This is a genomic window from Rickettsiales bacterium Ac37b (assembly GCA_000746585.2).
Taxonomy (GTDB): Bacteria; Pseudomonadota; Alphaproteobacteria; order Rickettsiales; family Arcanibacteraceae; genus Ac37b.
Genome location: CP009217.2, coordinates 1,314,330 through 1,338,758, shown reverse-complemented (window position 1 = coordinate 1,338,758; position 24,429 = coordinate 1,314,330). Strand labels below are relative to the sequence as shown.

The 24,429-nt window shown below is 30.0% G+C and carries 21 protein-coding genes and 1 pseudogene; 14 read left to right on the top strand and 8 right to left on the bottom strand.

Translation table 11 applies throughout. The features are described 5' to 3' along the window. Positions 1–27 precede the first annotated feature (27 nt). Positions 28–912, bottom strand: a complete 885-nt coding sequence (locus NOVO_06770) for a hypothetical protein (GenBank protein ID AIL65702.1) — start codon at positions 910–912, stop codon at positions 28–30. A gap of 30 nt (positions 913–942) precedes the next feature. Further along, a complete protein-coding gene (locus NOVO_06765; protein AIL65701.1) occupies positions 943–1,947 on the bottom strand; it encodes a hypothetical protein in 1,005 nt (334 codons plus the stop codon). 245 nt (positions 1,948–2,192) lie between these two features. On the opposite strand from NOVO_06765, the gene dnaX_2 reads away from it, so the two are divergent. Genes dnaX_2 through ompR form a run of 4 tightly spaced genes read left to right on the top strand, consistent with a single transcriptional unit; the run spans position 2,193 to position 5,585 of the window. Further along, a complete protein-coding gene (gene dnaX_2 / locus NOVO_06760; protein ID AIL65700.1) occupies positions 2,193–3,902 on the top strand; it encodes a DNA polymerase III subunit tau in 1,710 nt (569 codons plus the stop codon). A gap of 38 nt (positions 3,903–3,940) precedes the next feature. After that, positions 3,941–4,243 carry a YbaB/EbfC family DNA-binding protein gene (locus NOVO_06755; GenBank protein ID AIL65699.1) on the top strand — a complete coding sequence of 101 codons (303 nt, stop codon included), beginning with the start codon at positions 3,941–3,943 and terminating at the stop codon, positions 4,241–4,243. A gap of 2 nt (positions 4,244–4,245) precedes the next feature. Continuing rightward, positions 4,246–4,839 carry a Recombination protein RecR gene (gene recR / locus NOVO_06750; GenBank protein ID AIL65698.1) on the top strand — a complete coding sequence of 198 codons (594 nt, stop codon included), beginning with the start codon at positions 4,246–4,248 and terminating at the stop codon, positions 4,837–4,839. A gap of 56 nt (positions 4,840–4,895) precedes the next feature. After that, positions 4,896–5,585, top strand: a complete 690-nt coding sequence (gene ompR / locus NOVO_06745; protein AIL65697.1) for a Transcriptional regulatory protein OmpR — start codon at positions 4,896–4,898, stop codon at positions 5,583–5,585. A gap of 97 nt (positions 5,586–5,682) precedes the next feature. On the opposite strand, the gene NOVO_06740 is transcribed toward ompR, so the two are convergent. Continuing rightward, entirely contained in the window at positions 5,683–6,672 is a 990-nt protein-coding gene (locus NOVO_06740; GenBank protein ID AIL65696.1) for a hypothetical protein, read from the bottom strand. Positions 6,673–7,044: 372 nt separating this feature from the next. Between NOVO_06740 and NOVO_06735 the strand changes: the two genes are divergently transcribed. Further along, the gene (locus tag NOVO_06735) at positions 7,045–7,191 is read left to right on the top strand and encodes a hypothetical protein (protein AIL65695.1); all 147 of its coding nucleotides are present in this window, start codon (positions 7,045–7,047) and stop codon (positions 7,189–7,191) included. Between the two features lie 673 nt (positions 7,192–7,864). Continuing rightward, entirely contained in the window at positions 7,865–8,236 is a 372-nt protein-coding gene (locus NOVO_06730) for a hypothetical protein (GenBank protein AIL65694.1), read from the top strand. Positions 8,237–8,347: 111 nt separating this feature from the next. On the opposite strand, the gene ydfG is transcribed toward NOVO_06730, so the two are convergent. Continuing rightward, a complete protein-coding gene (gene ydfG / locus NOVO_06725) occupies positions 8,348–9,124 on the bottom strand; it encodes an NADP-dependent 3-hydroxy acid dehydrogenase YdfG (protein AIL65693.1) in 777 nt (258 codons plus the stop codon). Positions 9,125–9,198: 74 nt separating this feature from the next. Between ydfG and gmk the strand changes: the two genes are divergently transcribed. Together gmk and NOVO_06715 are read left to right on the top strand one after the other, a co-directional pair. Beyond that, the gene (gene gmk, locus NOVO_06720) at positions 9,199–9,831 is read left to right on the top strand and encodes a Guanylate kinase (GenBank protein ID AIL65692.1); all 633 of its coding nucleotides are present in this window, start codon (positions 9,199–9,201) and stop codon (positions 9,829–9,831) included. A gap of 2 nt (positions 9,832–9,833) precedes the next feature. After that, entirely contained in the window at positions 9,834–10,493 is a 660-nt protein-coding gene (locus NOVO_06715; protein AIL65691.1) for a Putative O-methyltransferase, read from the top strand. Positions 10,494–10,566: 73 nt separating this feature from the next. On the opposite strand, the gene NOVO_06710 is transcribed toward NOVO_06715, so the two are convergent. Further along, positions 10,567–13,269: a hypothetical protein gene (locus tag NOVO_06710; GenBank protein AIL65690.1), complete on the bottom strand. Its 2,703-nt coding sequence runs from the start codon at positions 13,267–13,269 to the stop codon at positions 10,567–10,569. A gap of 106 nt (positions 13,270–13,375) precedes the next feature. Here NOVO_06710 and NOVO_06705 point away from each other — a divergent pair, with 106 nt between their 5' ends. Together NOVO_06705 and NOVO_06700 are read left to right on the top strand one after the other, a co-directional pair. Next, positions 13,376–13,768, top strand: a complete 393-nt coding sequence (locus tag NOVO_06705; GenBank protein AIL65689.1) for a Transposase — start codon at positions 13,376–13,378, stop codon at positions 13,766–13,768. 152 nt (positions 13,769–13,920) lie between these two features. After that, entirely contained in the window at positions 13,921–14,229 is a 309-nt protein-coding gene (locus tag NOVO_06700; protein AIL65688.1) for a hypothetical protein, read from the top strand. Here the strand turns inward: NOVO_06700 and NOVO_06695 are convergent. Continuing rightward, positions 14,226–17,141, bottom strand: a complete 2,916-nt coding sequence (locus NOVO_06695; GenBank protein AIL65687.1) for an Ankyrin repeat protein — start codon at positions 17,139–17,141, stop codon at positions 14,226–14,228. The two genes, NOVO_06700 and NOVO_06695, sit on opposite strands and share 4 nt — an antisense overlap. Positions 17,142–17,553: 412 nt before the next feature. On the opposite strand from NOVO_06695, the gene NOVO_06690 reads away from it, so the two are divergent. Next, on the top strand, positions 17,554–18,114 hold the full coding sequence (locus NOVO_06690) for a hypothetical protein (GenBank protein ID AIL65686.1): 561 nt from the start codon (positions 17,554–17,556) through the stop codon (positions 18,112–18,114). Positions 18,115–18,343: 229 nt separating this feature from the next. Beyond that, positions 18,344–18,892, top strand: a complete 549-nt coding sequence (locus NOVO_06685) for a hypothetical protein (GenBank protein ID AIL65685.1) — start codon at positions 18,344–18,346, stop codon at positions 18,890–18,892. A 425-nt stretch (positions 18,893–19,317) separates the two neighbouring features. Here the strand turns inward: NOVO_06685 and NOVO_06680 are convergent, their stop codons facing one another. Beyond that, the gene (locus tag NOVO_06680) at positions 19,318–21,129 is read right to left on the bottom strand and encodes a Sensor histidine kinase (GenBank protein ID AIL65684.1); all 1,812 of its coding nucleotides are present in this window, start codon (positions 21,127–21,129) and stop codon (positions 19,318–19,320) included. 216 nt (positions 21,130–21,345) lie between these two features. Continuing rightward, positions 21,346–22,035 (bottom strand): annotated as a pseudogene (locus tag NOVO_06675) (putative folate metabolism protein; disrupted). A 372-nt stretch (positions 22,036–22,407) separates the two neighbouring features. Here NOVO_06675 and ubiG point away from each other — a divergent pair. Continuing rightward, positions 22,408–23,130: a Ubiquinone biosynthesis O-methyltransferase gene (ubiG, locus tag NOVO_06670; GenBank protein ID AIL65683.1), complete on the top strand. Its 723-nt coding sequence runs from the start codon at positions 22,408–22,410 to the stop codon at positions 23,128–23,130. A gap of 279 nt (positions 23,131–23,409) precedes the next feature. After that, positions 23,410–24,426: an Ankyrin repeat protein gene (locus NOVO_06665; GenBank protein AIL65682.1), complete on the top strand. Its 1,017-nt coding sequence runs from the start codon at positions 23,410–23,412 to the stop codon at positions 24,424–24,426. Positions 24,427–24,429 lie beyond the last annotated feature (3 nt).

The following is a 24,429-nucleotide window of genomic DNA, read 5'->3' as shown; positions in this document are numbered from 1 at the left end:
CTATGCCCTCATTTCTCAATTAAAAAGCTATAATTCTTTAGTTTTTGAGGAGTTCTGGCCAGTAGTGAACCATCCCATTATTTTTTCTACAAAACTTCCTTCATCACGGCCATTATGATCCAGTAAAGGCGCTTTTTCTCCTTCTGATTTTTCTACTTCCATAGATCTAGAAATTGATTTCATCGCTGCTTCTTGTTTAGTTTGCAAAGGTTCATCTGATTTGGACCTATGTCTTAAGCTAGAGTTTTGCCCTTCTAGTATTTTTTCACTCCAAGTTTTGTCTTTCCAAGTTTTTTCCTGCTTTTCTTCAGCTATGGATGTTGATTTTATTATTTCTGGCAAAAACTTTTTATGATATGGAGTAAGAACTATGCCTTTTGCCTTAGCTTCTAAACATTCTTGATAATAAGCTTCCTGCTCTTTAAGTGCTTTTTTTAACTCCTCTACCACTTCTTTACCTGGGCTTTCATCAAGTTTTTCTGCACGCATTAAAGGAGTACGACTTCGATAGTCAAGTTGATCTTTAAGCCAAGGCAAATCTTGATATTTCTCTAGAAAATATGCCCTTTGCTCTGCTTCATAGTTAAGTAATAATCTAAGTATTTGATAAGTATATGGTAATGTATGTTTATATTGCACTTGCCTACTACAAAGGGAAGCGCATCCAACAGCACAATGCAGCGGATTTAATTTATCATCATCAAGTGCATAAATATTGATCCCTTTTTCCAAAAAATATGCAATATAACTAGTGAACTCCGTATATGCTAATCGATGAAGAAAAGCTTGATTTCTATTCTTAGGATCTTTATCATTTATTATTTCAATATCAGGATAATTTTCTATCGCTTTTTCGATATGTTCTAGAAAGTTTGTATCTCTTATGTCAAAAATTATCATTTCTTGTTTCATTTTAATTACCTGTTATTAGTTTATAATTTGTTAACGTGTAATAACCGAAATTTCACCTTGAGAATTATTGTTATTTTTTATTCTATTGATATTAGCTGACCCTATTTCATGAATTGGCTTTTCACGCACGGGCTGCTGTAAATAATTAAGCTCTGCTTGTAGTTTGTCTATTTGATCTTGTTTTTGCTCAAGTTGCTCAGTTAATTGAGCTTTGTCGTTTGTAAGCTCCTCTACTCTTGTATTAAAAGTTTTATTGCTTGCTTGTAAATTACTCTTTTCATTATTAAGTCTATCAATTCCTGTTTTCTGCTCCATAAGAGTTTGTTTTATGTTAGAAGTTTTAGTAAGGAATTTACTATTTTGTGCGGTAATTAATTTACTGAGCTCTTCTACTTTTTGATTTAGAATAGTATTAGCAACTTCCTGTTCAAGCTCCTCAGCAGCTTGTATTGCAGGAGATATTAAGATTTCTCTTTCTCCTACCATTGGAGCAGGGGGATTTCTTCTCGCCATTTCCCTTTTGATCATAGGTTTCACTAACATCTGCACGCTACCTGCTACAAAAGTGCCAACTGCAAGGAGTACTGAACTCACAACTTCAGCTCCCTGGTTATATAAACGGATATGCAGACCAAAAAATAATGCTCCAACTACCACAGCCACAATTCCAGGCCAAATAAATTTGGTAATTTCTAAGGCTTTATCCTGCAAAGTTTTTATATCCTTATTTTTTAATAACTCATTTTTTATTAATTTATAATTGTAACCAAAATCAGTAACAGCAGGTTGTAGGCAACTTATGCCAGCTAATATAAAGCTTACTGTTAAACTAGTATGAGCAAGTATAGCATTACATACTGCAGCAAATCCTATAATACTTAAATTAAGTATATTGCCTGGTTTTTTAATACCCTCTTTAATAATGCTAGGTAGATCTTTAATCAACGTTTTAGTATCAGAATGTATTTTAACCTCTTGAGAGCTAGGGATAATATCATCCTCTCTTTGTTTACCTTTATCTTTTCTCTTTGACATATATACCTCATATATAAAGAAATATGTTTCATAATAATGAATAATTTCATTAACGTCAAGAGACCTGTAACTATTATTAATAATATTTAACTATATTTATAAAATGATAAAATATAAAAATTATTTTTGGTATAAATGTGATTGATAGATTGATAAATAAGGTGTAATAATAAAAGTTGTAGTATTATGATAAAATCTATAATTATATATTTTAAATTAACTTAAATTACCAAATAATAAAACTTGTGTTACCAATATCTGAACAACAAACTTATAAAGTGCTGGCTCGTAAATATCGTCCTAATAATTTTAATAATTTAGTAGGGCAAGAAGTATTAGTTCGTACATTGTCTAATGCTATAAAAATGCAGCGTATAGCACATGCTTTTTTATTATCGGGTATGAGAGGAGTTGGTAAGACCACTACGGCTCGTATTATTGCTAAAACAATTAATTGCACTGATTTAGACCTAAACCAATCCATTATAGTTCCGTGTGGAAAATGTGCTAATTGTATGGCATGTAGTGAAGAGCGTCATCCTGACATTATAGAAATGGATGCTGCGAGTAGAACTGGGGTAGGAGATGTTAGAGAGATTATTGAAAGCGTAAATTATTTACCTTTAATGGGTAAAATGAAAATCTATATTATAGACGAAATACACATGCTTTCTACTAACGCCTTTAATGCACTGTTAAAAACGATAGAAGAGCCTCCAGCTCATACTAAATTTATTTTTGCCACCACTGAAGTAAAAAAAATACCTATTACTATTTTATCTAGATGTCAGCGTTTTGATTTGAAAAGACTGTCTAATGATGCATTAATAAACCATTTACAGAATATCACTAACTTAGAAAACGTAAAAATTGAGCAAGCGGCTTTGGATTTAATTATCGCTAAATCAGAAGGATCAGTTAGAGATAGTTTATCTTTGCTTGATCAAGCAATAGCTTGTTCAGATAGCGAAACAGCTATTACTGATGAAGCTGTTAGGCAAATGCTTGGTATCAGCTGCAAGACGAGTCTTTTTAGTTTATTAGAATTGATTTTGAAAGGTCAGGCAAAAGAAGCTATAGAGTTGTTGCATGAACTTTATTATGATGGTGTGAATCCTACAATCTTAATTGAAGAATTACTTGAAATTACCCATTTAATTACTAAAATTAAGATGGTACCTTCGCTTGCAGAATCTAGGGTATTACCTGAATTTGATCGTAATAAAAGTTTAGAATTGTCTAAGTTACTTGAAGTTTCATCATTGACACTTATATGGCAAATGTTGCTTAAGGGACTTGCTGAAGTTAAGAATGCTCCTATTGATATTAGTGCAACAGAAATGGTTATTATTAGATTATGTTATTTATCTAAAATACCTTCTCCTTTAGATTTACTCAAGAAAATAGAGAATACACAAAATACAGTAATTGCAAATGAAAATGGCTTTAAGGCTAACACTATAGCAGCTGGAAACTCACAATTAACACAAGAAAAGCATTTAGAAGATAATACTATAAAAGAAAGTATATTAAATACTTTACTAGAAAACTCTGTAAAGACAAATAAACTAGATATTGTGGAGAATAAAAAAATAGCTAGCTATGAAGAACTGGTGGCAATATTTTATGCAAAACAAGAATTAATAATATACCATCATTTGGTAGATGATATAAGAATAGTAAAATTTTCACCTAATGAGATGGTCATAAAAATAAATAACTGGGTTTCAAAAGATGTAATAAGAAAAATGAAACAATTATTATTAGAATGGACTGGAGATATATGGTCCATAATTGAAACGCAAGATGATTGTAATGTTTCTACTATTAATGAACAGAAATTATTAATCAAAGAGCAAGCAAAGACTGAAGCAAAATCACACCCTGTTGTAAGGGAAATTTTGGATCAGTTTGATGGAACAAATGTAGTAGATGTACGAGAAATAACAGTTTAATTTTATAGGAGGATAGATTGATTAATCCAGGTCAATTAATGAAGCAAATGCAAGCTATGCAGGAAAAATTTGCTAAAATGCAAGAGCAATTAGCAAGTACAGAATTTGAGGGTCAAGCAGGCGGAGGATTAGTGCAAGTAATTATTAATGGAAAAGGCGAACTATTAAAAATCAAAATAGATCCTTCTCTTGGAAATAAAGATGAAATAGAGATATTAGAAGATTTAATTGTCACAGCTTTTAAAGAGGCTAAGAAAAAACTAGATGAATCTTCTGAAGGAAGTATGTCTGGTATGCTAGGCGGTTTGAATTTGCCTCCTGGATTTAAATTACCTTTTTAATTATGGATCAAAACTATATTGATAGGTTGGCGTATTTGTTATCCAAATTGCCTGGTTTTGGCCCTAGATCAGCTAGGAGAGCGGTGTTATATATGTTAGAGCATCGGGAAAGCTTTATGAACTCTTTAATTCATGCAATGAAAGAAGTATCAGAATTTATGCAAATTTGTGATAACTGTGGTAATATAGATATTCATCAACCATGTCATATTTGTAAAGATCATAAACGTGAACAGCACACAATATGCGTGGTAGAATCTGTTACAGATTTATGGGCTATGGAACGTGGTAATATTTTTAAAGGTAACTATCATGTTTTAGGAGGTACATTATCAGTTTCAGAAAATAAAACTCCAAAAGATCTAAATATAGATAAATTATTACAGCGTGTAAATAATAATCAGGTTAATGAAGTGATTTTGGCTACTAACGGCACTATCGACGGTCAAACAACTGCATATTATATTACAGAGTTATTACAAGACCATAATGTAAAAGTCTCAAGATTAGCTTATGGTATTCCTGTAGGGGGAGAATTGGATTATCTGGATGAAAATACATTAAGTATAGCAATTAAAAGTCGTCAGCCTTTCTAAATTACTATAGGACTGTTAAAATAGTAGCAAATATACTAATAGGTAATGGAGATATAGTGGTAATTGGTGAAGATACATCACATATTTTGGTGGTTGATGATGATAACAGAATTAGAGAACTATTATGTAAGTATCTTTACAGTAAGGGATTTTTAGTTTCTACAGCTCAAGATACTATAGAAGCTCGAAAGTTATTTACCACCTTCACCTTCGATTTATTGATACTAGATGTTATGTTACCTGGTGAAACAGGTAAAGAATTTGCACGTATGGTACGTGCTAAGTCAGATGTACCAATATTAATGCTAACTGCTATGGGTGAAGTAGAAGAAAGAATAAGCGGTCTGGAAAGTGGAGCAGATGATTATCTCTCTAAGCCTTTTGAACCTAGGGAACTATTATTACGTGTTGGTAAGATTATCTCAAGAAGTACTACAAAAGAACGAGATAATGCAAATAATATCATTTGTTTTGGAGAATGTGAATTTAATTTAGTTAACCATCGGTTAACTAAAGGAGGTATAAATATATTATTAACTCAAACTGAAGCGAATTTATTATTTATTTTAGCCCAAAATTTTCATCAAATAGTCTCACGTAGTACACTCGCTAAATTATGTGGTGGGATAAATGAGCGTTCTGTAGATGTACAAATTATTAGGTTACGTAACAAAATTGAGAATGATCCCAAAAAGCCATTATATGTACAATCTATTAGAGGTGAAGGATATATATTATATAAATAATGTTTATGGAATTGTGGCAATCAGATCTTTGGTTGGTAATTTTGTCATAAAAATTTGTCTGCGTTCCTCAAAAAATTTTTTGATTATGACAGTTCCATTATCTATAAAATTCTTGAACCCATTCGTGTAAAGGCTCCCATACGGATTTTCTAGCTTCTTTACCAATAATCATGCCTATATGTCCACATGCTGGAGATATTAATGTATGATTAGGTAACACAGTTGTAAGCTGAGTCGCAGAAGAATATGGTACCATCCTATCATATTTAGGAGCTATAATTAATACCGGTAATTTAAAATTTGATACAGTGGGACATAGTGTATGCAATAAATCCTCATCTCCTTTATAAAGATTGATAACTTCATGTAAAACTTTATTTGTAACAGCAATTCCATCATTAACCCAGTGTTCTGCAGCAATAAATAGACTAGCTTCTTTAGAAGTTTTATTAGAATTTGCAAAATTAATGAATTTTTTATATATTTGAGCTTGGTTGGCAAAGTAAAATAACAATCTAATTAATTCAGGAGGGATTAAATCATATTGATCAATTATATATTCTAAATGTTTTGTAATATAAGGAAAGTAAGGATTTTGCTTAATATACCACGGTGTAGCAAGTAATACTATACCATTTACATTACTATTTTTAATACCAGCGGATAGGGCTAAAAGTCCTCCTATACAATATCCAGCGAGCAATATGGGTTTATTATATTTTTTAGTTAAGAAATTAATTATATTGATAACGCGTTGATTAATATAGTTTTGGCAGCAAAACTTTATTTCACGTTGGATAGGATTGTTCCAGACTAGCATAAATACATTGATATTTTGTTTTGCTAAAAATCTTACTAGGCTTTGTTCCTCGGTTAAATCTAAGATATAATGTTTATTAATTAATGATGGTATAAATAATATTATAGGATCATTTTTATTAAATTTCTTATAGCACAATAGTTTTGCTGACCCTAAAGTATAAAGAGGTTTAGGATCAAGAATTAATCTATTACGTGGTGATTTAAGAAATATATTCATACCAGTAATAAAATCATTAAAAGAACTAAGCTGGGTAATATTAAGCACTGATTATCTATATTAAATTGTATGTTTTATAGAAAATATTACTATTATACTGTAATATATTATATTCTTAAACTAGTTTTATTAGGTGCAGAGACTAGTAAAGAATATTTATTAATATACTACGATTTTTAAAATCGTTATGAAATTTTGCTTACAGCTTTAAAATACCGTCAAAGCATTTGAATTTGCAGACACAGTTAGCTCAAAGCTCTCCTACTAATTGTAGAATTTGCTCTATCGCTCCTCGTCCCAAATACAACTCAATTTACTATAGTTTATATATTAAGCTAATTATAGGCTATTTATTAATAAATAAATATTTTAGGCTTATATTCATAAAAAATTAACTATTTAGATGGTATTATTATAGATATGGTTAATAATATAGAAAGCCTTAAATTCTTAATTAAGGAGAATATTATGATTCACCCTTTAGAAAAAGTAATTTTTGCACCAGCTTCACCTGAATCTAATGAGATTGGATTGAATGGTGAAAATACTGCGAATTTAGATAATTAATTTTGACGCTCTAAATAACTATTATGATTATGCAGAATAATTAATTTATATTATATAAATAACTAAATTATAGAGAATTAAAATACATAAATGTTAAATATTTAGTTTTCAGAACAGAACTCAGTTTTAGTAACGCTTTAATGTATTTTTATTATATGGGATTGTTAACAAAATCTTTATTATTAGTAAATTAAGTTGTATTTGGGACGAGGATAGATAAAGGGAATCCTACAAATATAGCAGTGTCAAATGGAGATGACACTCGGAATGAGGAGCCTACGCCTACTATAGTAAAAACAGTTGAAGTTTGATACAAGGAATGAGGAGCAAAGCCTACTAATTGCTAGGTGAGCAACGAATGACGCCGTATGCAAATTCAAATGTTTTTACTATAATTGCTAGGAGAGCGACACATGACGACATATGCACCTTCATTTGAAACTACTATAGTAGGAGAGCTTTGAGCTATAGCAAAAGCAATTCAAAATAATACGAGACGTGAGGCGCAAAGCAAAGCGTAGAAATAATATTGTAGGCAACGAACAACAAAGTAATATTTAAATTGCAACAGCTATAACCGCGTCCCGAATTCAAATCAATTTACTATAGCAATATTTGAAACTAATTTTATGCTATATTTCATATTCTAAATATTTCCTATTCGGGAGGTAATATGTACATTCATAATGCAATCAATAATTACTTAGACAATAATAAATTTGTACATTGTGGAGGTAAATGTATTGATATACCGTTTTACCATCACCCACATAAGTTAAGATATGTAGACATGGTAGAGTTTACATCTTTGAAAGACCCTACCAGAGAACAATATATAATTAAATTAGATAATGGATTTGAAGTAAAAACTGACAATTATATTATAGGATTTTTATATGATGGTTGTGATAAAGAAAAACAACGTATTGATGTTATATCAGCATATAAATTAAGGGAAATAGATAATAGCAAAATTGTTATACCTGAAGATGTAAAGTGTGTGGATGTTTGTCTATTAGGTAATACAAATTGTGTTGAAGAATAATATGTAGTAAGAGAAGTTGGGGGATGCTACGTTGTCATCCATAGCCCATATATTAGTATATACGCTTTGCTCTTCATTCTTAGTGACAATCCCATATAAAAAAATATTTATTTACTCAAAATTATGAGACTTAATAGCCTGTTTAGCAGGTAATTTTGTTAAAATGCTGTCTATTATACCTGCGGGTAATAAACTTATACAGCGTACTATCAAATAAAATAAATACGGAAAAGCAATTAATGAAGGATTATATTTTAATTTTTCTTTAATGATAGCTGCAGCTTTATCTGCGGTTATTATAAATGGCATAGGAAACTTGTTCTTAGATGTTAGAGGAGTTTTAATATATCCAGGGGTAATTACGGTAATTCCTATATTATGAACAGCTAATAGCCCCCTTAATGCTTCTCCATAAACTTTTACAGCAGCTTTACTAGCTGAGTAAGATGGGCAGTTTGGTAAACCACGATATCCAGCTAAAGAGCTAATAATGGCAATTTGTCCATGATTATTTTTAATGCATTGTGGTATAACAGGTAAAATGGTATTGAGTACTCCATGTAAATTAGTATCAAATACTTGCTCAATTTGCTCTAAAGATTCCATACCATTTTCAGAGCCGGCAGATATACCCGCATTAGCAATTACCAAATCAAGGCTTAAAGTTGATAACCATTCACTCATAGATTCCTTATTTCGTACATCTATAATTTTAGTATAAGTTTTGGCCCCTTGTATCTCGCAATTAAATGCTATTTGCGATAAGCGTTCTTGATCTCTGGCAATTAAAAATAAGGTTATGCCGGGTTTAGCATAAGCCTGAGCTAAACTAGCTCCTAGGCCACTACTTGCACCGGTAATTAAAATAGTTTTAGGTAAATATGCCATAATTACTCTAGACTAATAAAAGGTTAAATAATATAGTGCCAATTTATTGAATACAATATTTATTATATTTTAAGATGAGTAATATACAAATAAAACGTCATGGCTTAATGTTTATTTTATCTTCACCGTCTGGTGCAGGTAAGACTACTCTTGCACGGCATTTACTAGATAATAGCGACAATTTAGTAATGTCTGTATCGGTTACTACGCGTTTAAAAAGACCAGAAGAACGTGAAGGTATAGATTATTATTTTATTAATAAACATCAGTATGATACCATGATTCTCAATAATGAATTACTTGAGCATGCGCGTGTATTTAGTTATTATTATGGTACTCCAAGGCAAAAGATTGAAGAAATTTTGGCAAATGGTATAGATGTATTATTTGATGTTGATTGGCAAGGTGCAGCCCAATTAAAGAAAAAAGCTCCAGATCAAGTTGTAAGCGTGTTTATTTTACCTCCATCAATGAAAGTATTAGAACAAAGACTTAGAGGTAGAAATCAAGATCTTGCAGACGTATTACAGGAAAGAATGGCTGGTGCTAGTAATGAAATTAGTAATTGGGTTAGCTATGATTATGTTATCATTAATGATAATATTGAGGATAGCATGAAAAAAATTATGTCTATCTTAGAAGCAGAACGCTTAAAAAGAAAAAGGCAAATAGGTTTAGATGACTTTATAAATGAGTTATTAAGTTAGTAATGCGCACTTCATCTACAAATTTAATACATGATTATATCAAAAATCTTTTTGCTAAAGAGGATGAGTTGTTATTAAAAATTGATAATAACATAAAGAAATTTGATTTACCTATACATATAAGTCCTGAGGAAGGTAAATTATTATACTTATTATTAAGCATAATACAAGCACGCAAGGTAATAGAAGTAGGTACATTAGCTGGTTATTCTACTATATGGATTGCTAGAGCGCTTATTGATGGCGGAGAAGTGCATACCATTGAACATGACCAAAAAAGGCAAATTCTTGCTGAACAAACTTTCAGAAATTTTCGTGGTAACAGCAAAATTATATTGCATAAAAAATCAGCAAAAGAGGCATTAAAAGAATTATCAGGTGAGGCACCTTTTGATGCAATTTTTATTGATGCGGATAAAGTAAATTATCCAAAATATCTCGATTGGGCAGAAGAAAATTTAAGATATAGAGGCTTAATTATAGGAGATAATACCTTATTATCAGGTTCTGTATATGGTGATCGGCAGTATGATAAAAGAATTAGCAATACTGCCAAGGAAGCAATACATGAATTTAATTTAAGATTAGCCGATGAAAAAAAATATATAAGTATTTTGTTACCCTCCCAAGATGGAATTACTATTGCTCTTAAAATATTCTAGTAACTGTGGAACTGTTAACAAAGTCTTTATTAGCAATCTTTTGATCTAATTTTATTCTATATTTCAATAATTTTTAATAAATAGTATATAAATCTCCTAATAGGGTGGTATTTTCTTGTTCCAAATCTGTATCATGAATTATAGTTTTGTTTATAATATTAAATGTCAGCTCCAAATTATTAAATTTTAATTTTGTGTCTGGTAGTATTTCCTTTAAGTTCAGGCCGTTCATTATAACCAATGAATTATTATGATAAGTTAAGGTTACTTCTTCTATATTCATAGGAAAGCTAATACCTAATTGAGTCATTCCTTCTCCGAAATTTACATATAATAGATCTTTGATATTGACGAGATCAGATATATTATCAAGCGCCCATATTTGACCATTATTAATTGCATATTGAATATTATTAATCACAATATCCTGGTTATAGTTAGGAAAGTGATGTAGAATTCTTGTGTTATTACATTTTATAAATTCATAAAATATTCCATCTTCATATACAAAACTATAGTTGTCAGTATTACTTAAATAATCACTATTACCAATAATTTTCTTATTACCTATTTCTCGTTTGTAAGTAAATATACCTAGAAGATATCCTTCTATATTAATGTTATTATCGTTATAATGAGTAATTATTGATGTCGTAGTTTCAGAGTTCACAATATTTAATATTTTTTCATTTATATCCATCACTAAAATTACATTGAATGTTTCTAATTTACCGTTAAAAGTTATAATAATATTTTTTGAAACGATATTCTTAAACAAACATTTTTTATTGAGAATAGAAAATTCTAAATCAATTTGAGAACTGTCTTCTTCCTTATATCTAACAATATTTCTCAGTACATCATCCATATTATTTACTGTTATATTATAAATAATACCGCCATTCGCAATTTCACTTTTATGTATACCAATCGCATCAACCGATGGAGATTGCACATCTATAACAAAAGCAGATTCTTTATGAGTAATAGTTATATTACCAAATACAGTTATATTAAAAGTTTGGGTATTATTCTCAATTTCTAAGGTACTATTTGCATTTAGTCCCTGTACATTAAAAACTTCTAAATGTTTTGCCCCAAAAATTTGTTTCTGACTGATGATATGATGATTATATGTTATGCTTAAATATTTCTTATCAGAAAGTAAATATATATTACTTTCAGTATAACTTTCTTGGTCATTAATCTTATTTATTGTTATATGGCGTGCTATACCATAAGTATAGTAATAATCGGTATTGTTTAAATTGTGATCAAAAATAAAGTTTATTTTGGTGTAACTATTCACATCATAAATAGCACAAGGGCTATGATTATCTATAGTGTAAGAAGTTATCACTCTATCATTATCAGACATTACACTGAGTTCTGCATTATTCTTATGTAAAGGATAAAATACTTTATATTGCTTAGCCAAAACTAAAATGTGAAATGTGTAAGGCATAGAATTATTATAACTTATATTACTATCTATTTCTATTAAATGCACTTTGTTAATGTAATCCATGGTTTTAAGACCATTTGCCTTAATCTTCATATGAACGCTTCCAAAAACTGGATTATAATGTAGAAATATATTATTTAATTGATGTGAATTTTTATTAATATACACTGCAGTAAATCCTGTATTTTGTAAAATAGGAGATTTATTTGTAGTAAATGGACATACATCACTTCCTTTATCTAACTGCGGTACTCTACACCACTCTTCCTTTTGTTGCTTGAAATGATCTAAAAACCAATTATTGGATTCTAACCTCACAATTTTTTGATTCGTAAATTCACTAAAACCAATATCTGAATTTTGTGGTGATATATATAGCTTTTTAATTGCCCATTCTTTACTTTTGATTCCAGTCGTATAACATTTTTTATTTACATTAAATGCCGGCCCCCATATACTAGCTTTAGTTTTAGTATAAAATTTTACTGTTAATTTATATATATCTTCCCTAATGTCTAAATCGTTACAGGCTTTATGAGCTGCGATCTTCTTATTTATCTGATTTAAGATCTTTATGGGTATATGTTGTTCATCTATATACTCCCAGACATCTTTATCAATTTTTGGTATTTGTACTATTTGCCAACCTAAATATTTATTGTATGATAAATATTCTTGTACTAAACTTCTCTCATCAAAAATTCTGGTCAACCTATCTTGCTCAAAACCTAACTCCATTAAAAACGCATCTAAATAAGAAATATCTAGATTATATTCTTTTTTAAATTCATATGTTTCAAAAATTAATTGTACAGCAAATGATATTATCCATAATGGCATTGTTTCTATACCTAGTATATCCATTATTAGTAATCCTGCATTTTCATACTGTAACATCAAAGAGATCTTAAATTTCTCTTTTCGAGGATCATCATCAGGCATTTGATTTAATTCTTTATGTAGTTCTATAATAGAGTATATAGTATATATTTTCATTATTGGATTACTTAATGTTTTGACTACTTGTATATGATTAATCACCTTATTCAGAACTACATTAGATGTAATATCCCCACCTACCATTACAATTGTTTCTACTAAAGGTGTATAATTATGCAAATTTATAGATTTTATTAAGGTAGGTAGAAAAAACAATGTTTGTAAACCGGTTTCCTTCAGTACTTTATTGCTAGAAAATTTTTGTAGTAAATTTTGGTAAGATTTAACTATATCATGGGCTAGAGATTCTGGTATGTTATCCTCAAATTTTATATAGTCCTCTAACAGCTGCTGCGATAGTTTTGATAACATTAATAGGTCAATACTTCCTTGGACATTTATTATATAGTAAATTAAGTTGATAAAGACATGATATATGATATATTAAAAAGCTCATAAACCCAAAACAGTAGAAGCAATGGCATATTCCTTAGATTTACGTAAAAAAGTAATTCACTATGTTAATAAAGGTTATACCAGAGAAGAAGCTGCAAGAATTTTTGGCATAGGTGAAAGAACAATTTATAGATGGTTATCGAGATCGAAATCCGGGAATTTAGCAGCCACACGAGCAGCTAAGCCATGGAAGAAGCTTGATCCAATCAAATTATTAAACGAGGTGTCTAAAAACAGCAATTGGCTATTATCTGATTTTGCAAAGGTTTTTAATGTGTCTACAGCTGCTATCTGTTTGGCATTCAAGACTTTGGGGATCACACGAAAAAAAAGACCACACTCTATCGTGAACGGGATGAAGCAAAACGGCAATTATTTTTGGCAGCTATCGCAAACTATAAAGCGGAAGATATAGTTTATATTGATGAGAGTGGAATTGATAGCTATTTGTACTATTCTTGGGGATACAGTCTCAGAGGAAGTAAAGTTTATGGTGATATCTCAGGTAAAAAACATGATCGAGAAAGCTTTATTGCAGGTAAGGTTGGGAAGAAAATTATTGCGCCAATGTGTTTCAAGGGCACATGTAATACAGAAGTTTTTAACGAGTGGGTTAGTCAGTGTTTGGTGCCCGAACTAAGATTTGGTCAAGTTGTAATACTTGATAATGCAACGTTCCATAAGTCAGCTAGAACTAGGAATTTAATAGAAGATATAGGCTGTAAACTTTTATTCTTACCACCTTACTCTCCTGATCTCAACCCAATTGAAAAATATTGGGCTCATTTAAAAGCTAAAATCAAACCTATCATTACTAATTTTAATAACCTTAGCGATGCTATTGATTATGGCTTCTCTATGCCATTCTCAACTTAATTGACTATATCTATCACATGTTTAACGTAATTATCCATCAAATGTTGTTCTATATTACTTAACTTTTGAGCGGCATCACTCCAAGATCCTTTTATATTATATTCCTTGATAATATGAAATAAATGTGCTTTTTCCTCTGTATTTAAATTTTGTAAGAATTCATGTAATTTATCAACTCGTAAAGTCAGCCTATATTGATTAATCTTAAAAAAATCATCATTTAATTCTTTGTGATTGATTGTTTTATTATCTATCATAAATAAGTTAATTATAGTCTCGTATGTTAGGTTACTAATCTTATGGTTAAAAGTTAATAATAGAGTTTTATCTGATAATTCCATGAGCGAGTCTATATCAGTTAAAAATAATTCTTTGAACCTAGCTTGATCCCCAGTTGTAATATATAACTTATAATCCTTATTAGAGCCATGCCACCTAAATAACTCCTTAATAAAGGAATTTAATTCTTGAGGTAAAAGTTGATTTTTTATCTTAAATAATTTTTTATAATTTAAATTAGCACTATACAATTTATAGTGATCTTCATTTCTAAGCATTAATATTGAAATTTGCCCATTATCATATATAACACTATTATATTTTCCTCTTTCCTCTTCTGTAATTTCTTTTAATATAGTAGATTCTAGACTGATGCTTTCAATCTTTCTAACCAAGCTATTATATTGTTTAAAAATTTGTGATTGATTTTTACTCCAATTATTTTTTGGAATTTTTAATATCTCTACTACATGTCCGTATAATTTAATAACTTTGCTTACCTTCGAATGTTGTTTAACATTATTATCTATCTTCCATATCTCAGACAAAAGAATATTATAATACCTGTTTATAGAAGACTGTATTATATTAGGTAACTCCTCATACTCCAATGGCTCATATGACACTCTATTTTCTTCTTTACAATTTATAGCGCGCTTTCTTCTAAGATTACTGCAATGACCAGAACTTTCACCCTCATCTAAAACCATACCTACATTACCTACAATTTTTGTAAAATCCTGGAAAGATTTAAGATATCTCCTGGAAGCAAGACTAGCTTTATGTTCAGATAATATATTTATTATTTCGGGATTAAATTTAATCATCGCTAAGTCTAAAGGAGTTTCCCCTTGTAGTGTTTTAACATTAATAGCCGCACCATGTGCAATTAACTCTTTTACTATTTTTGTATTTCCCTTATTGGCTGCAAAATGTAACGGTGTCTCACTGTCTACGGTTCTGCTGTTTACATTTGCTCCATATTTAATTAGTTCTCTTACTATTTCTATATCTCCATTCTCTGCCGCTAAATGGAGAGGAGTCTTATGATAGGTTGTTTTAAGGTTAGCATCTGCACCATATTTAAGGAGATTTTTTACTATTTTTATATTTTTATTCTTGGTTGCCATATATAAAGGAGTAACATTCTCTAGTGTTTTAATATTAATATTTGCTCCATGCTTAATTAATTCTTTTACTATTTTTATGTAACCATTATCTGCAGCAAAATGTATAACAGCTTTACCCTCTATTGTTTGTGCATCAATAGGTGCCTCAGATTTTATTAATAATTTTGCTATTTTTGTATAGCCTTTTTCTGCCGCAAAATGTAGGGCAGTTTTCCGATTTATTGTTTTGCTCTTTACATCTGCACCATATTGAATTAATTTTTTTATTATTTTTATATCTTTCTTCATTACGGCAAAATGCAAGGCGGTTTCACCTTGTGTTGTTTTGGCATTTATATCTGCAGCAGCTTTAATTAATTTTTCTACCATAGTTAAATTTCCAATATTGACAGCAAAATGTAATGGAGTCTCACCATTTACTGTTCTGCTATTTACATCTATACCTGCATCAATGAGACGTGATACGAATCTCTTATATAAAATTGCATAATGTAGAAGATTATGATCATACTTATCTGTAATATTAACGTTTATATTCAGCAAATGTAATAAGACAGATTTTATATTCTTCTTTACCACTAAACTTAGTAATGTATCGTTATTCTTGATATTATTTAAAAAAGATATCTGCTTGAGATCATTTTGAGTTAAATAATTAATATCTTTAAAGCTTATACCTTTGTTAGTTAGTAATTTTAAGATATTACTACTGAGCATAATCATAACTTTTTGATAATCTATTTCCCCTAATTCAATAAAGCCTTGATTGCTATTACCAGGGTAAAAATTACGTGCACTATAAAACAGTGTAAATAGCTTATTCGGGTATTGCATATTAGAGTGCATAAACAATAATGTGTTTAATAACTCATAGTTATGTACTAAATATGACATTTCAGTATCAGATAACAGTCCTGCATTTACAAATGCATGCTTTTCTACATTACTAGTGCTTTGATTTTGCTGTCTACTTGCTTCTACCCTTTGTTGTTGCTCTCTAATATTAGATTGTAATTTTTCGTTAAGCTCTCTACGATAACTCTCAATAATTGTGTGATGTTTTTCTTCAGAACTATTATAATATTCCATGGCATATTTTTGTTCAAGTTCATCCCACCCAGCGCTGCTCTGAACATCTGAAGTTTGAAGTGAGAATATTTTATCATTAATATTGTATAAAATATTTTCATTTATTAATTTTGCAGTTTCTTTATATATCCTGCTTAGATCTTCTTTAGTAATTTGTTCTGTATATTTATTAGCAATAGAGTTTTGTTCAAAATTTTTTTTTGTTTCGTTCAATTCTTTTACAGAGTCATTTAATATGGGTAACTCTTCTAATTCTGGTATAGAATTATGGTCTAAATAGGTTGTTAAATGATGTATAAATTTTTTTTGTTTATCGTACTGAAGAGGTATAATATCTTCGGTGATATAATCAATTTGACTCTCAATTATTTTGAAAAACTCTATTCCTGCTAATCTAAAATCTTCCTCTTTCATACTTGACCTCTTGATTAGGATTATAGCTTATCTGCACAATATATACCAAAAATAACGTTATTGCAAAAAATGTAATGAAATTAATCCTTCAGCAAAATATATATCAATAGATTAAGAATATTATGAAGGTAGTGAAATGAGGTCTATAGTTTTTTCATCTTCCTTAGCAGATAGGAATGATGAGCAAAACCTATGCTTTGTTAGGTTAGCGAAGAGTTACGTATATGCTAACTATAAGTTTAAAATATGCTATAGAACAATTAAAACTTCTCTAGTGTTTTCATGTAATTGGCATTTCTTTAATTATATTCTGATATAAATTTTTACCTTTATTTATATTTGACTATTATAAATAATTTATATATAAATACTTATATAATTATTTAAAATTCTATTAATAATAAGGAATATTATGGCTCCTATACTTTTAACATTATTAACTCAAGCTCTAGCTGTAGGCTTAATATGTGATATGGCTACAATGGCATTAGGAGGAAGTGCAAGGATCACTACTGGATTAATTAATGCTACTACTAACTTAGCTTTTAACATCATAGGAGGAGTAGGTACTGCTGGACTTAATGTAGCAGGTAACATAGTCTCTAATGTATTTAATCAATTTCCTAAAGCAACCGTAGGCGCGATAGCCCTAGGAGCTGCATATTATTATATGCCAACATCACCTTTATTAGCTTTAAATTCATTGCCACTCCCTCTAGTTGCAGGGACAGCTCTTGCATTATATGCTTGCAAAGAACCTATGAACCATGTTTGGAACTATATAACTAACGGTAGAAATCATAACCTTGTCAATCACAATGCGCATAGAGTATATGATCCTGCAGTAAATCAGAGGTGGATACAACAGATAGATCAGGAAAGAATGGCTGAACCACAAAGAAATTTTCGAGAAGAAGTACAATTCCAAAGAGACCTAGCTACAGCTCTCGAAAGATCCAGATGGGAAAGATAATAAACATATCATATTTGCCTATCTTACACTTCTCCCCTAGGAGAAGTGTAAAGCATATTATCTCTTATATTATATACCAACTTAATTTCCTATCTTATCCTATTTATTATTAATTTATCTATATACTAATTTAGTAATAGTTAATTTTTATATATAATAATTGACAATTGTTAATAATTTATATATAATAATTCTAAATTACATAAAATAGTAAATAAGAGGTAATATTATGATTAATGTAGGATTAACATTATTAACTCAAGTTTTAGCCATCTGTTTAGTAGGTGATGCAGCTATAATGGCATTAGGTGGACGCCCTAGGCTCACTACCGGCTTAATGAAATCCGCTGCTAATTTGGTTTGCGATACAATTGGAGCAGTACTTTTTACTATAGCTAAGGGTGGAAGTAACTTATCTATGAGTATGCTCAGCAATTTGCCTAATAAAATAGCACCAGTTGCTATAGCTGCAGGATGTGCCTATTTTTTGATGCCTACATTATCTTTATTAGCCGTAAGTGCACTTACACTTCCTATAATTGCAACAGGTGCAGCCATTGCAATATATGGACCTAAGGGTGCTATTACAAAGACTTGGAACTATATAACTAACAATAATCAAAATAATAGCCCTCCTGTAAATACAGCCAATAATGCACAAACTGCTCAAAATGGAGTAAATACTCCTCAAGTAAATAATAACCCAAGATGGGCAGCACGTATAGATCAAGAGAGAAATGCACCTCAAAGAAAATTAGCTCCATCAAATGGTGTATAGTAAATTAAGCTCTATTTGGGACTAGACTCAGATAAAAAATTATAAGAGAGATTGGCTATATATATAAGATATACTCTTTTTTTTCATTACCGCAAAAGCAAGAAAAAATAATTACTTTTTTTACCTCTCCTTCGGGAGAGGTGAAATAAGTATGTGCCTTTTATAATTAATAATTCTAACTTAAATATTTTTTAGTTTTCCTCACCTCTCCCTTAAGGGAGAGGTCGTGTAAATGCTTGCATTTATACGGGTGAGGGTTTAATAAATCTAATTATTTAATATACCCCTCATCCGCTCAAAACTGAAGTTTTTCATGACTTCTCCCCTAGGGGAGAAGTGAAATAAGTATGTGCCTTTTATAATTAATAATTCTAACTTAAATATTTTTTAGTTTCCTCACCTCTCCCTTAAGGGAGAAGTTAAATTTAGGTCCTTCTATCCAATATTTCTGCAATTTCGTACATTATATTCTGTCTTTGGTAGGGCTTTTTGATATAGGTGACAATGCCAAGTGTGAATGCTCTTTCAATTTCGGCACTATCGGAAGAACCAGTCTGTAAAATAATAGGAATTTTAGCAAGCTCTGGGTTCTGCTTGATCTCAGCTAGTACATTTAATCCATAAATATCTGGCATCATTAAATCTATTTCCTTAGAATGTTCTTTCAGATATTCAAGGCCGGCAGCGCCACCAGCTGCTTTATGGAGATTATAACCACTTCCAAAAAGTAGTAATTCCATACTCATTAAGCAGGCATCTTCATCATCTATAATCAAAATGTTAGCAGTTTTAGTAGTTTGGGTAGCAGGTTTTATAGGTATTTCGACATTATTTTCTGCAATAATATGATGGCCGTCCATTTGTTTGGCCTGCGATATTGGAACAACAAAGTTAAAAGTTGCGCCCTTATCTTCATTATTTTCAGCCCAGATTTCACCATGATGCGCCTCAATAATTTCTTTACATATCGCAAGGCCAAGGCCAGTTCCCCCTGCTTTAGTTTTGGTCTTACTGCTTTGAACAAAGACCTCAAAGATAGTATATAATTCATTTTCAGGAATGCCTACCCCTTCATCTTTAATAGTAAAATGATAAGCTTCATTTTTATTTTGATCATCATAGGTGATTTCAGAAAGCTTTAAAGAAACAGTTAGAGTAGAGTTATTTGGGCTAAATTTGATGCTATTGACAAATAAATTACGAAGAACTTGACCTATTCTTTCTTTATCTGCCAGTATAAATGCTTCTTTTAAAGGAGTAAAATTAATTTGGAGCTGCTTGCCATTAATATATAGGGTTTGAGCTTCGTCAATCATCTCAAGTATGATAAGATTTAAATCTACCTTCTCTAAACTAAGCCTCATCTTTCCTGCTTGGAACTTAGAAAGATCAAGGAGATGGCTAAGAAGTGAAGACAATCTTTTGGCATTGCTTGCGATTTTACTAGCTAATTCATATTTTCGCTCATCGTTAAACTCTTTCCAGTGCTCAACAAGGGAAGTTGAAATCACAGTAAACCCTTGCATCGGCGTCCTAATCTCATGACTCATGTTATTGAGGAACTCTGTTTTGGCTGCTAAGGCTTGCTGAAGCTCGACCGTGCGTTCCTCTACTTTTTGTTCTAGGGATTCGTTAGCAAGTTTCACTTCTGCATGAGCTTGTTCTAGCTCCATAGTTCTTTCTTGGACTTTATGTTCTAGCAATTCATTATGTAACCGTATATTTTGAGAGATATAGTCCTTCATATTTTGATAGCTTTCTTTTTTATAAGCAAATAAACCTCCTATAATAATTACAGCAAAATAAGTAGCTACTATATCATATAAAGTTATTTGTCCTGTATTTATAACTAACTTGTAAGAAAAAACATAAGTAAATAGAAATAAACCTAGGCTTGAACCTAGAAGCAAAATTAACAATGCAACTTTAATATTAACCAAAAGTACTAAAAAAAATGCTGCAGATACACAATTCATTAACCATACAGCAGAAGCATGATTTAATAATGTCATGAAAGTGAAAAAGAAAGGTAAACAATATAAAAGCACTGTATACCAATATAATTTTTTATGAAAATTTAATGGTAAAGTGTAGAAATTATTAAATAATAAAGGAAGGCATAAGATACAGGCTATACTTCTTAAAGTTATTTTATTGATAATTTCTGTAGAATGATAATCAAAAATAAAAAAATATAATAAATGATTCAAAATCATAATAATACCAAAGGTTTGCATTATATAGGTATTATTATCCTTATTATTTATATAACTATTAATTGCTTGATTTACACTATAAAAAATTAATCAAAGGATCATTGAGTAATTATTAAAGCTTTATGATTCTATCTATTAATAATCAAGTATAAGGAGAAATAGTTTAAACAAAATTAAAAATTTAATTTATATTTCAATAAATCTAATTTATAGATTATTATGTATCAAGCTATAAACTCAGAAATTAAAGTTAAAAATGTTGTTAGATAAATTTTTCCACATTTCAAGTTGATGGTTTTTAATGAAATTAAATCCTGTAACAATTTTTTCAGGGTATATATTGTAGATATCGTGTAATTTTGTTTTTGTACTTTCAAAATGTTCTACACGTGTGTGAATTTTGAAAAAAATTTATCCAGAGCTACTGATGTTTAAAGACTCTACCATATTCATTAAGTATACATAATCAATATTATCAAGACGTTCATAGGCAGAGAGTGCTGCAAAACGTTCATCGGCGTCATGGGCATGTAACCACTTTAAATGGCCACGATTAAAATCTTGGAGAAAAGGTAAGTAATTTTCTTCATCAATTAATTCTTTTTCAAGGTTTGCTCCTACACTATTTGCAAATTCTATATATAATTGCTCATGTGACTTAGAGGAGCTATTTAATTCTTCAGAAATATTTTTCAATATAATATCTTTAGTCTCTTTATCAGTTGCATGATTGCCAATATACCAAAGAAAATCATGGAAATGTCCTCTAGCATGGTAGAATATCTTTGCAAAATAGATACATTGTTGAGAAGACCATTCTTTAGTATATTGAGTCTTAAATAAAGGAATTTCCTCTATTTTATCTTTATATTCCTTATCCCAATTAATTAAAAAATTTTCTAAATTCGTGTTCTCTCTGTTGAATATAAAATTAAGTCAAATAATACTTTTAAATATACATTAATATTGATAACTATATATAAAGATTTACTTTTGTTATTGAAATATAGGTTAATTTTTATTAATAATGATGTAATTGTGTAACTTAAAAAGCTAACTCAAGATAAAATTAGGAGTTTAGTACATCCCTAGCTATCCCTTTTCACGGGTATGGCAAAAAAGGAAGCAGGAATGAGAAAGAAGGGGTACGCCAGAATGATAAAAAAATTGTTAATAAAGGCTTTGTTAACACTCTCATAATCTCTTAGAAAGTTTTATCCGGTAGTATTATAATATAGACAATGTCTGAATAACTACCTATACTCAAAAACACTATTTAACATCGTAACTCATAAAACTATGTCTACAGTAGATCATGAAGAAATAGAAAAGTTTGCTAAAATTGCTACCGAATGGTGGAACCCTGAAGGCAAATTTAAGCCATTACATATGTTAAACCCGATACGCATTCAATATATTAGAGACCAAATAATTAGCCATTTTAATATTAAATCTCAAGATTATTGTCCTCTAAAGGAACTGCAATTGTTAGATATAGGATGTGGGGGGGGATTAATAGCTGAACCTATGGCTAGATTAGGAGGAACAGTAACTGCAATAGATGCAAGCAACACTAATATAGAAATTGCGACTGAGCATTCTAAAAATGCAGGACTCAGTATAAATTACTTACACAATACTGTAGAAGAACTTGCCAATTCTAAGCAAAAATTTGATATAATTTTAGCACTAGAAATTATTGAACACGTAGCAGATATAGATCAATTTATCAGTGCGTGTAGAAGTTTACTTAATTCTTCTGGTATTATGTTTATATCTACTCTAAATCGTACAGTAAATTCTTTCTTACAATCTATTATTGCTGCAGAGTATATTTTACGCTGGCTTCCGGTTGGTACTCATAACTGGAGTAAATTTATTTTACCATCAGAACTCTCCAAATATTTAAGACAGCATAATCTTGAGCCTAGAGAGATTAAGGGTATAAAATTTAACCTTCTACAACAACATTGGTATCTGAGCGAAGATATTAGCAATAATTATATAATGTATATCTGTTAAATCAAGTTAACATCCAAATTTACAATTTTCATGGTTCTTATAGTAAATTGATTTGAATCCGGAACGATTATAGCTGTGGCAATTTACTATAGCATCTAAAACATATTTCAAACAAACTGAGAGGGGTATTTTTTTGTATCTTTTATATTAAATATTTCATTATTTTGTAATTTTATAAAATTCTAATACATTTATGTGTTATTAATTGATTTATTAATAAATATAGTATATATAATATAAATATTTAATTACGCTTAAGCTAATATCATGGAGGATAATATGAATTTTGAAGATCTATACCAAGAAATAATTGCTGCAAGTCAAAAGAGTAATTTTGATATGTTTATCAATCCTGATGAGCTAACACCAACAATTGCTGAGAAATTGAAATCATTATCTCATGAAGATATAAATAAAACAGATAAAGATGGTAATACCATATTACATATTGCAGCTTCTGGCATTAACGTTATGTTACTTGAAGTTTTATTATCGGATTCTCGTATTAACGTAAATAGCCAAAATAATAAAGGTGATACTGCTTTACATATAATAGCTCGCAAGAGCTGGGGAAAAACTCCATATGACGCAATAGATAATAATGATGTTGGTGATGATATGTTACAGGTTATATTTAAGCATACTAAAAATATTAATCCAAACATCCAAAATAATAAAGGTGATACAGCTTTATCGAGTATGATTTATGAAAATTTTAGGGATAAGAGCATTAGACCTAAACCCATTAAGCAGTTTTTATTAAACAATAATTTTCAAGGATATGTTAATTTAGATATAGTAAATGAAGAAGGTAAAACTGCCAGATATCGTCTACAAGAGTATTGTAGTAATTCTCAATTATTACCTCATGGCGAAAGGACAAAAATGCAGCAAATAATGAAAGAGTATAACACTCTGATGAATAAAACAACCAATTTAGTATCATGGATTATAGAACATTTTCCATCCCCTGATTCGCCTAGTATAAATCTTCCGGATCCAAAATCTTCAGATGTTATTAGTCATCTAAAAATATATGAAAATAATAGAAATTTATTAGTTAGCTTTTTTGAAACAACCCATAACATGAACAAAAAAAATATAAATGAGTGTTTAAATAGAGTAGATAATTATATTAGCTGTAATTTCGCGGTGTTAACTAAAATATGTAATAGTTGGGAATCAAGAGTAGGTAACAAAACTCTAAAACTACCTCCTGAGATTCAGTATAATATCTTTAAGCATTTAAAGCTAAGTGATGTCAAAGAAGATAATATAGTACCAAGATCTAGGTAAGTT

Bases quoted from the DNA above. Each gene is read 5' to 3' on its own strand.
- ubiG (AIL65683.1), top strand. From the start codon at position 22,408: ATGTCTACAGTAGATCATGAAGAAATAGAAAAGTTTGCTAAAATTGCT.
- NOVO_06755 (AIL65699.1), top strand. From the start codon at position 3,941: ATGAAGCAAATGCAAGCTATGCAGGAAAAATTTGCTAAAATGCAAGAG.
- NOVO_06700 (AIL65688.1), top strand. From the start codon at position 13,921: ATGTGTTTCAAGGGCACATGTAATACAGAAGTTTTTAACGAGTGGGTT.
- NOVO_06705 (AIL65689.1), top strand. From the start codon at position 13,376: ATGGCATATTCCTTAGATTTACGTAAAAAAGTAATTCACTATGTTAAT.
- NOVO_06690 (AIL65686.1), top strand. From the start codon at position 17,554: ATGGCTCCTATACTTTTAACATTATTAACTCAAGCTCTAGCTGTAGGC.
- NOVO_06730 (AIL65694.1), top strand. From the start codon at position 7,865: ATGTACATTCATAATGCAATCAATAATTACTTAGACAATAATAAATTT.
- NOVO_06665 (AIL65682.1), top strand. From the start codon at position 23,410: ATGAATTTTGAAGATCTATACCAAGAAATAATTGCTGCAAGTCAAAAG.
- NOVO_06685 (AIL65685.1), top strand. From the start codon at position 18,344: ATGATTAATGTAGGATTAACATTATTAACTCAAGTTTTAGCCATCTGT.
- NOVO_06735 (AIL65695.1), top strand. From the start codon at position 7,045: ATGGTTAATAATATAGAAAGCCTTAAATTCTTAATTAAGGAGAATATT.
- NOVO_06770 (AIL65702.1), bottom strand. From the start codon at position 912: ATGAAACAAGAAATGATAATTTTTGACATAAGAGATACAAACTTTCTA.
- NOVO_06765 (AIL65701.1), bottom strand. From the start codon at position 1,947: ATGTCAAAGAGAAAAGATAAAGGTAAACAAAGAGAGGATGATATTATC.
- recR (AIL65698.1), top strand. From the start codon at position 4,246: ATGGATCAAAACTATATTGATAGGTTGGCGTATTTGTTATCCAAATTG.
- NOVO_06715 (AIL65691.1), top strand. From the start codon at position 9,834: ATGCGCACTTCATCTACAAATTTAATACATGATTATATCAAAAATCTT.
- gmk (AIL65692.1), top strand. From the start codon at position 9,199: ATGAGTAATATACAAATAAAACGTCATGGCTTAATGTTTATTTTATCT.
- NOVO_06695 (AIL65687.1), bottom strand. From the start codon at position 17,141: ATGAAAGAGGAAGATTTTAGATTAGCAGGAATAGAGTTTTTCAAAATA.
- NOVO_06680 (AIL65684.1), bottom strand. From the start codon at position 21,129: ATGCAAACCTTTGGTATTATTATGATTTTGAATCATTTATTATATTTT.
- NOVO_06710 (AIL65690.1), bottom strand. From the start codon at position 13,269: ATGTTATCAAAACTATCGCAGCAGCTGTTAGAGGACTATATAAAATTT.
- ydfG (AIL65693.1), bottom strand. From the start codon at position 9,124: ATGGCATATTTACCTAAAACTATTTTAATTACCGGTGCAAGTAGTGGC.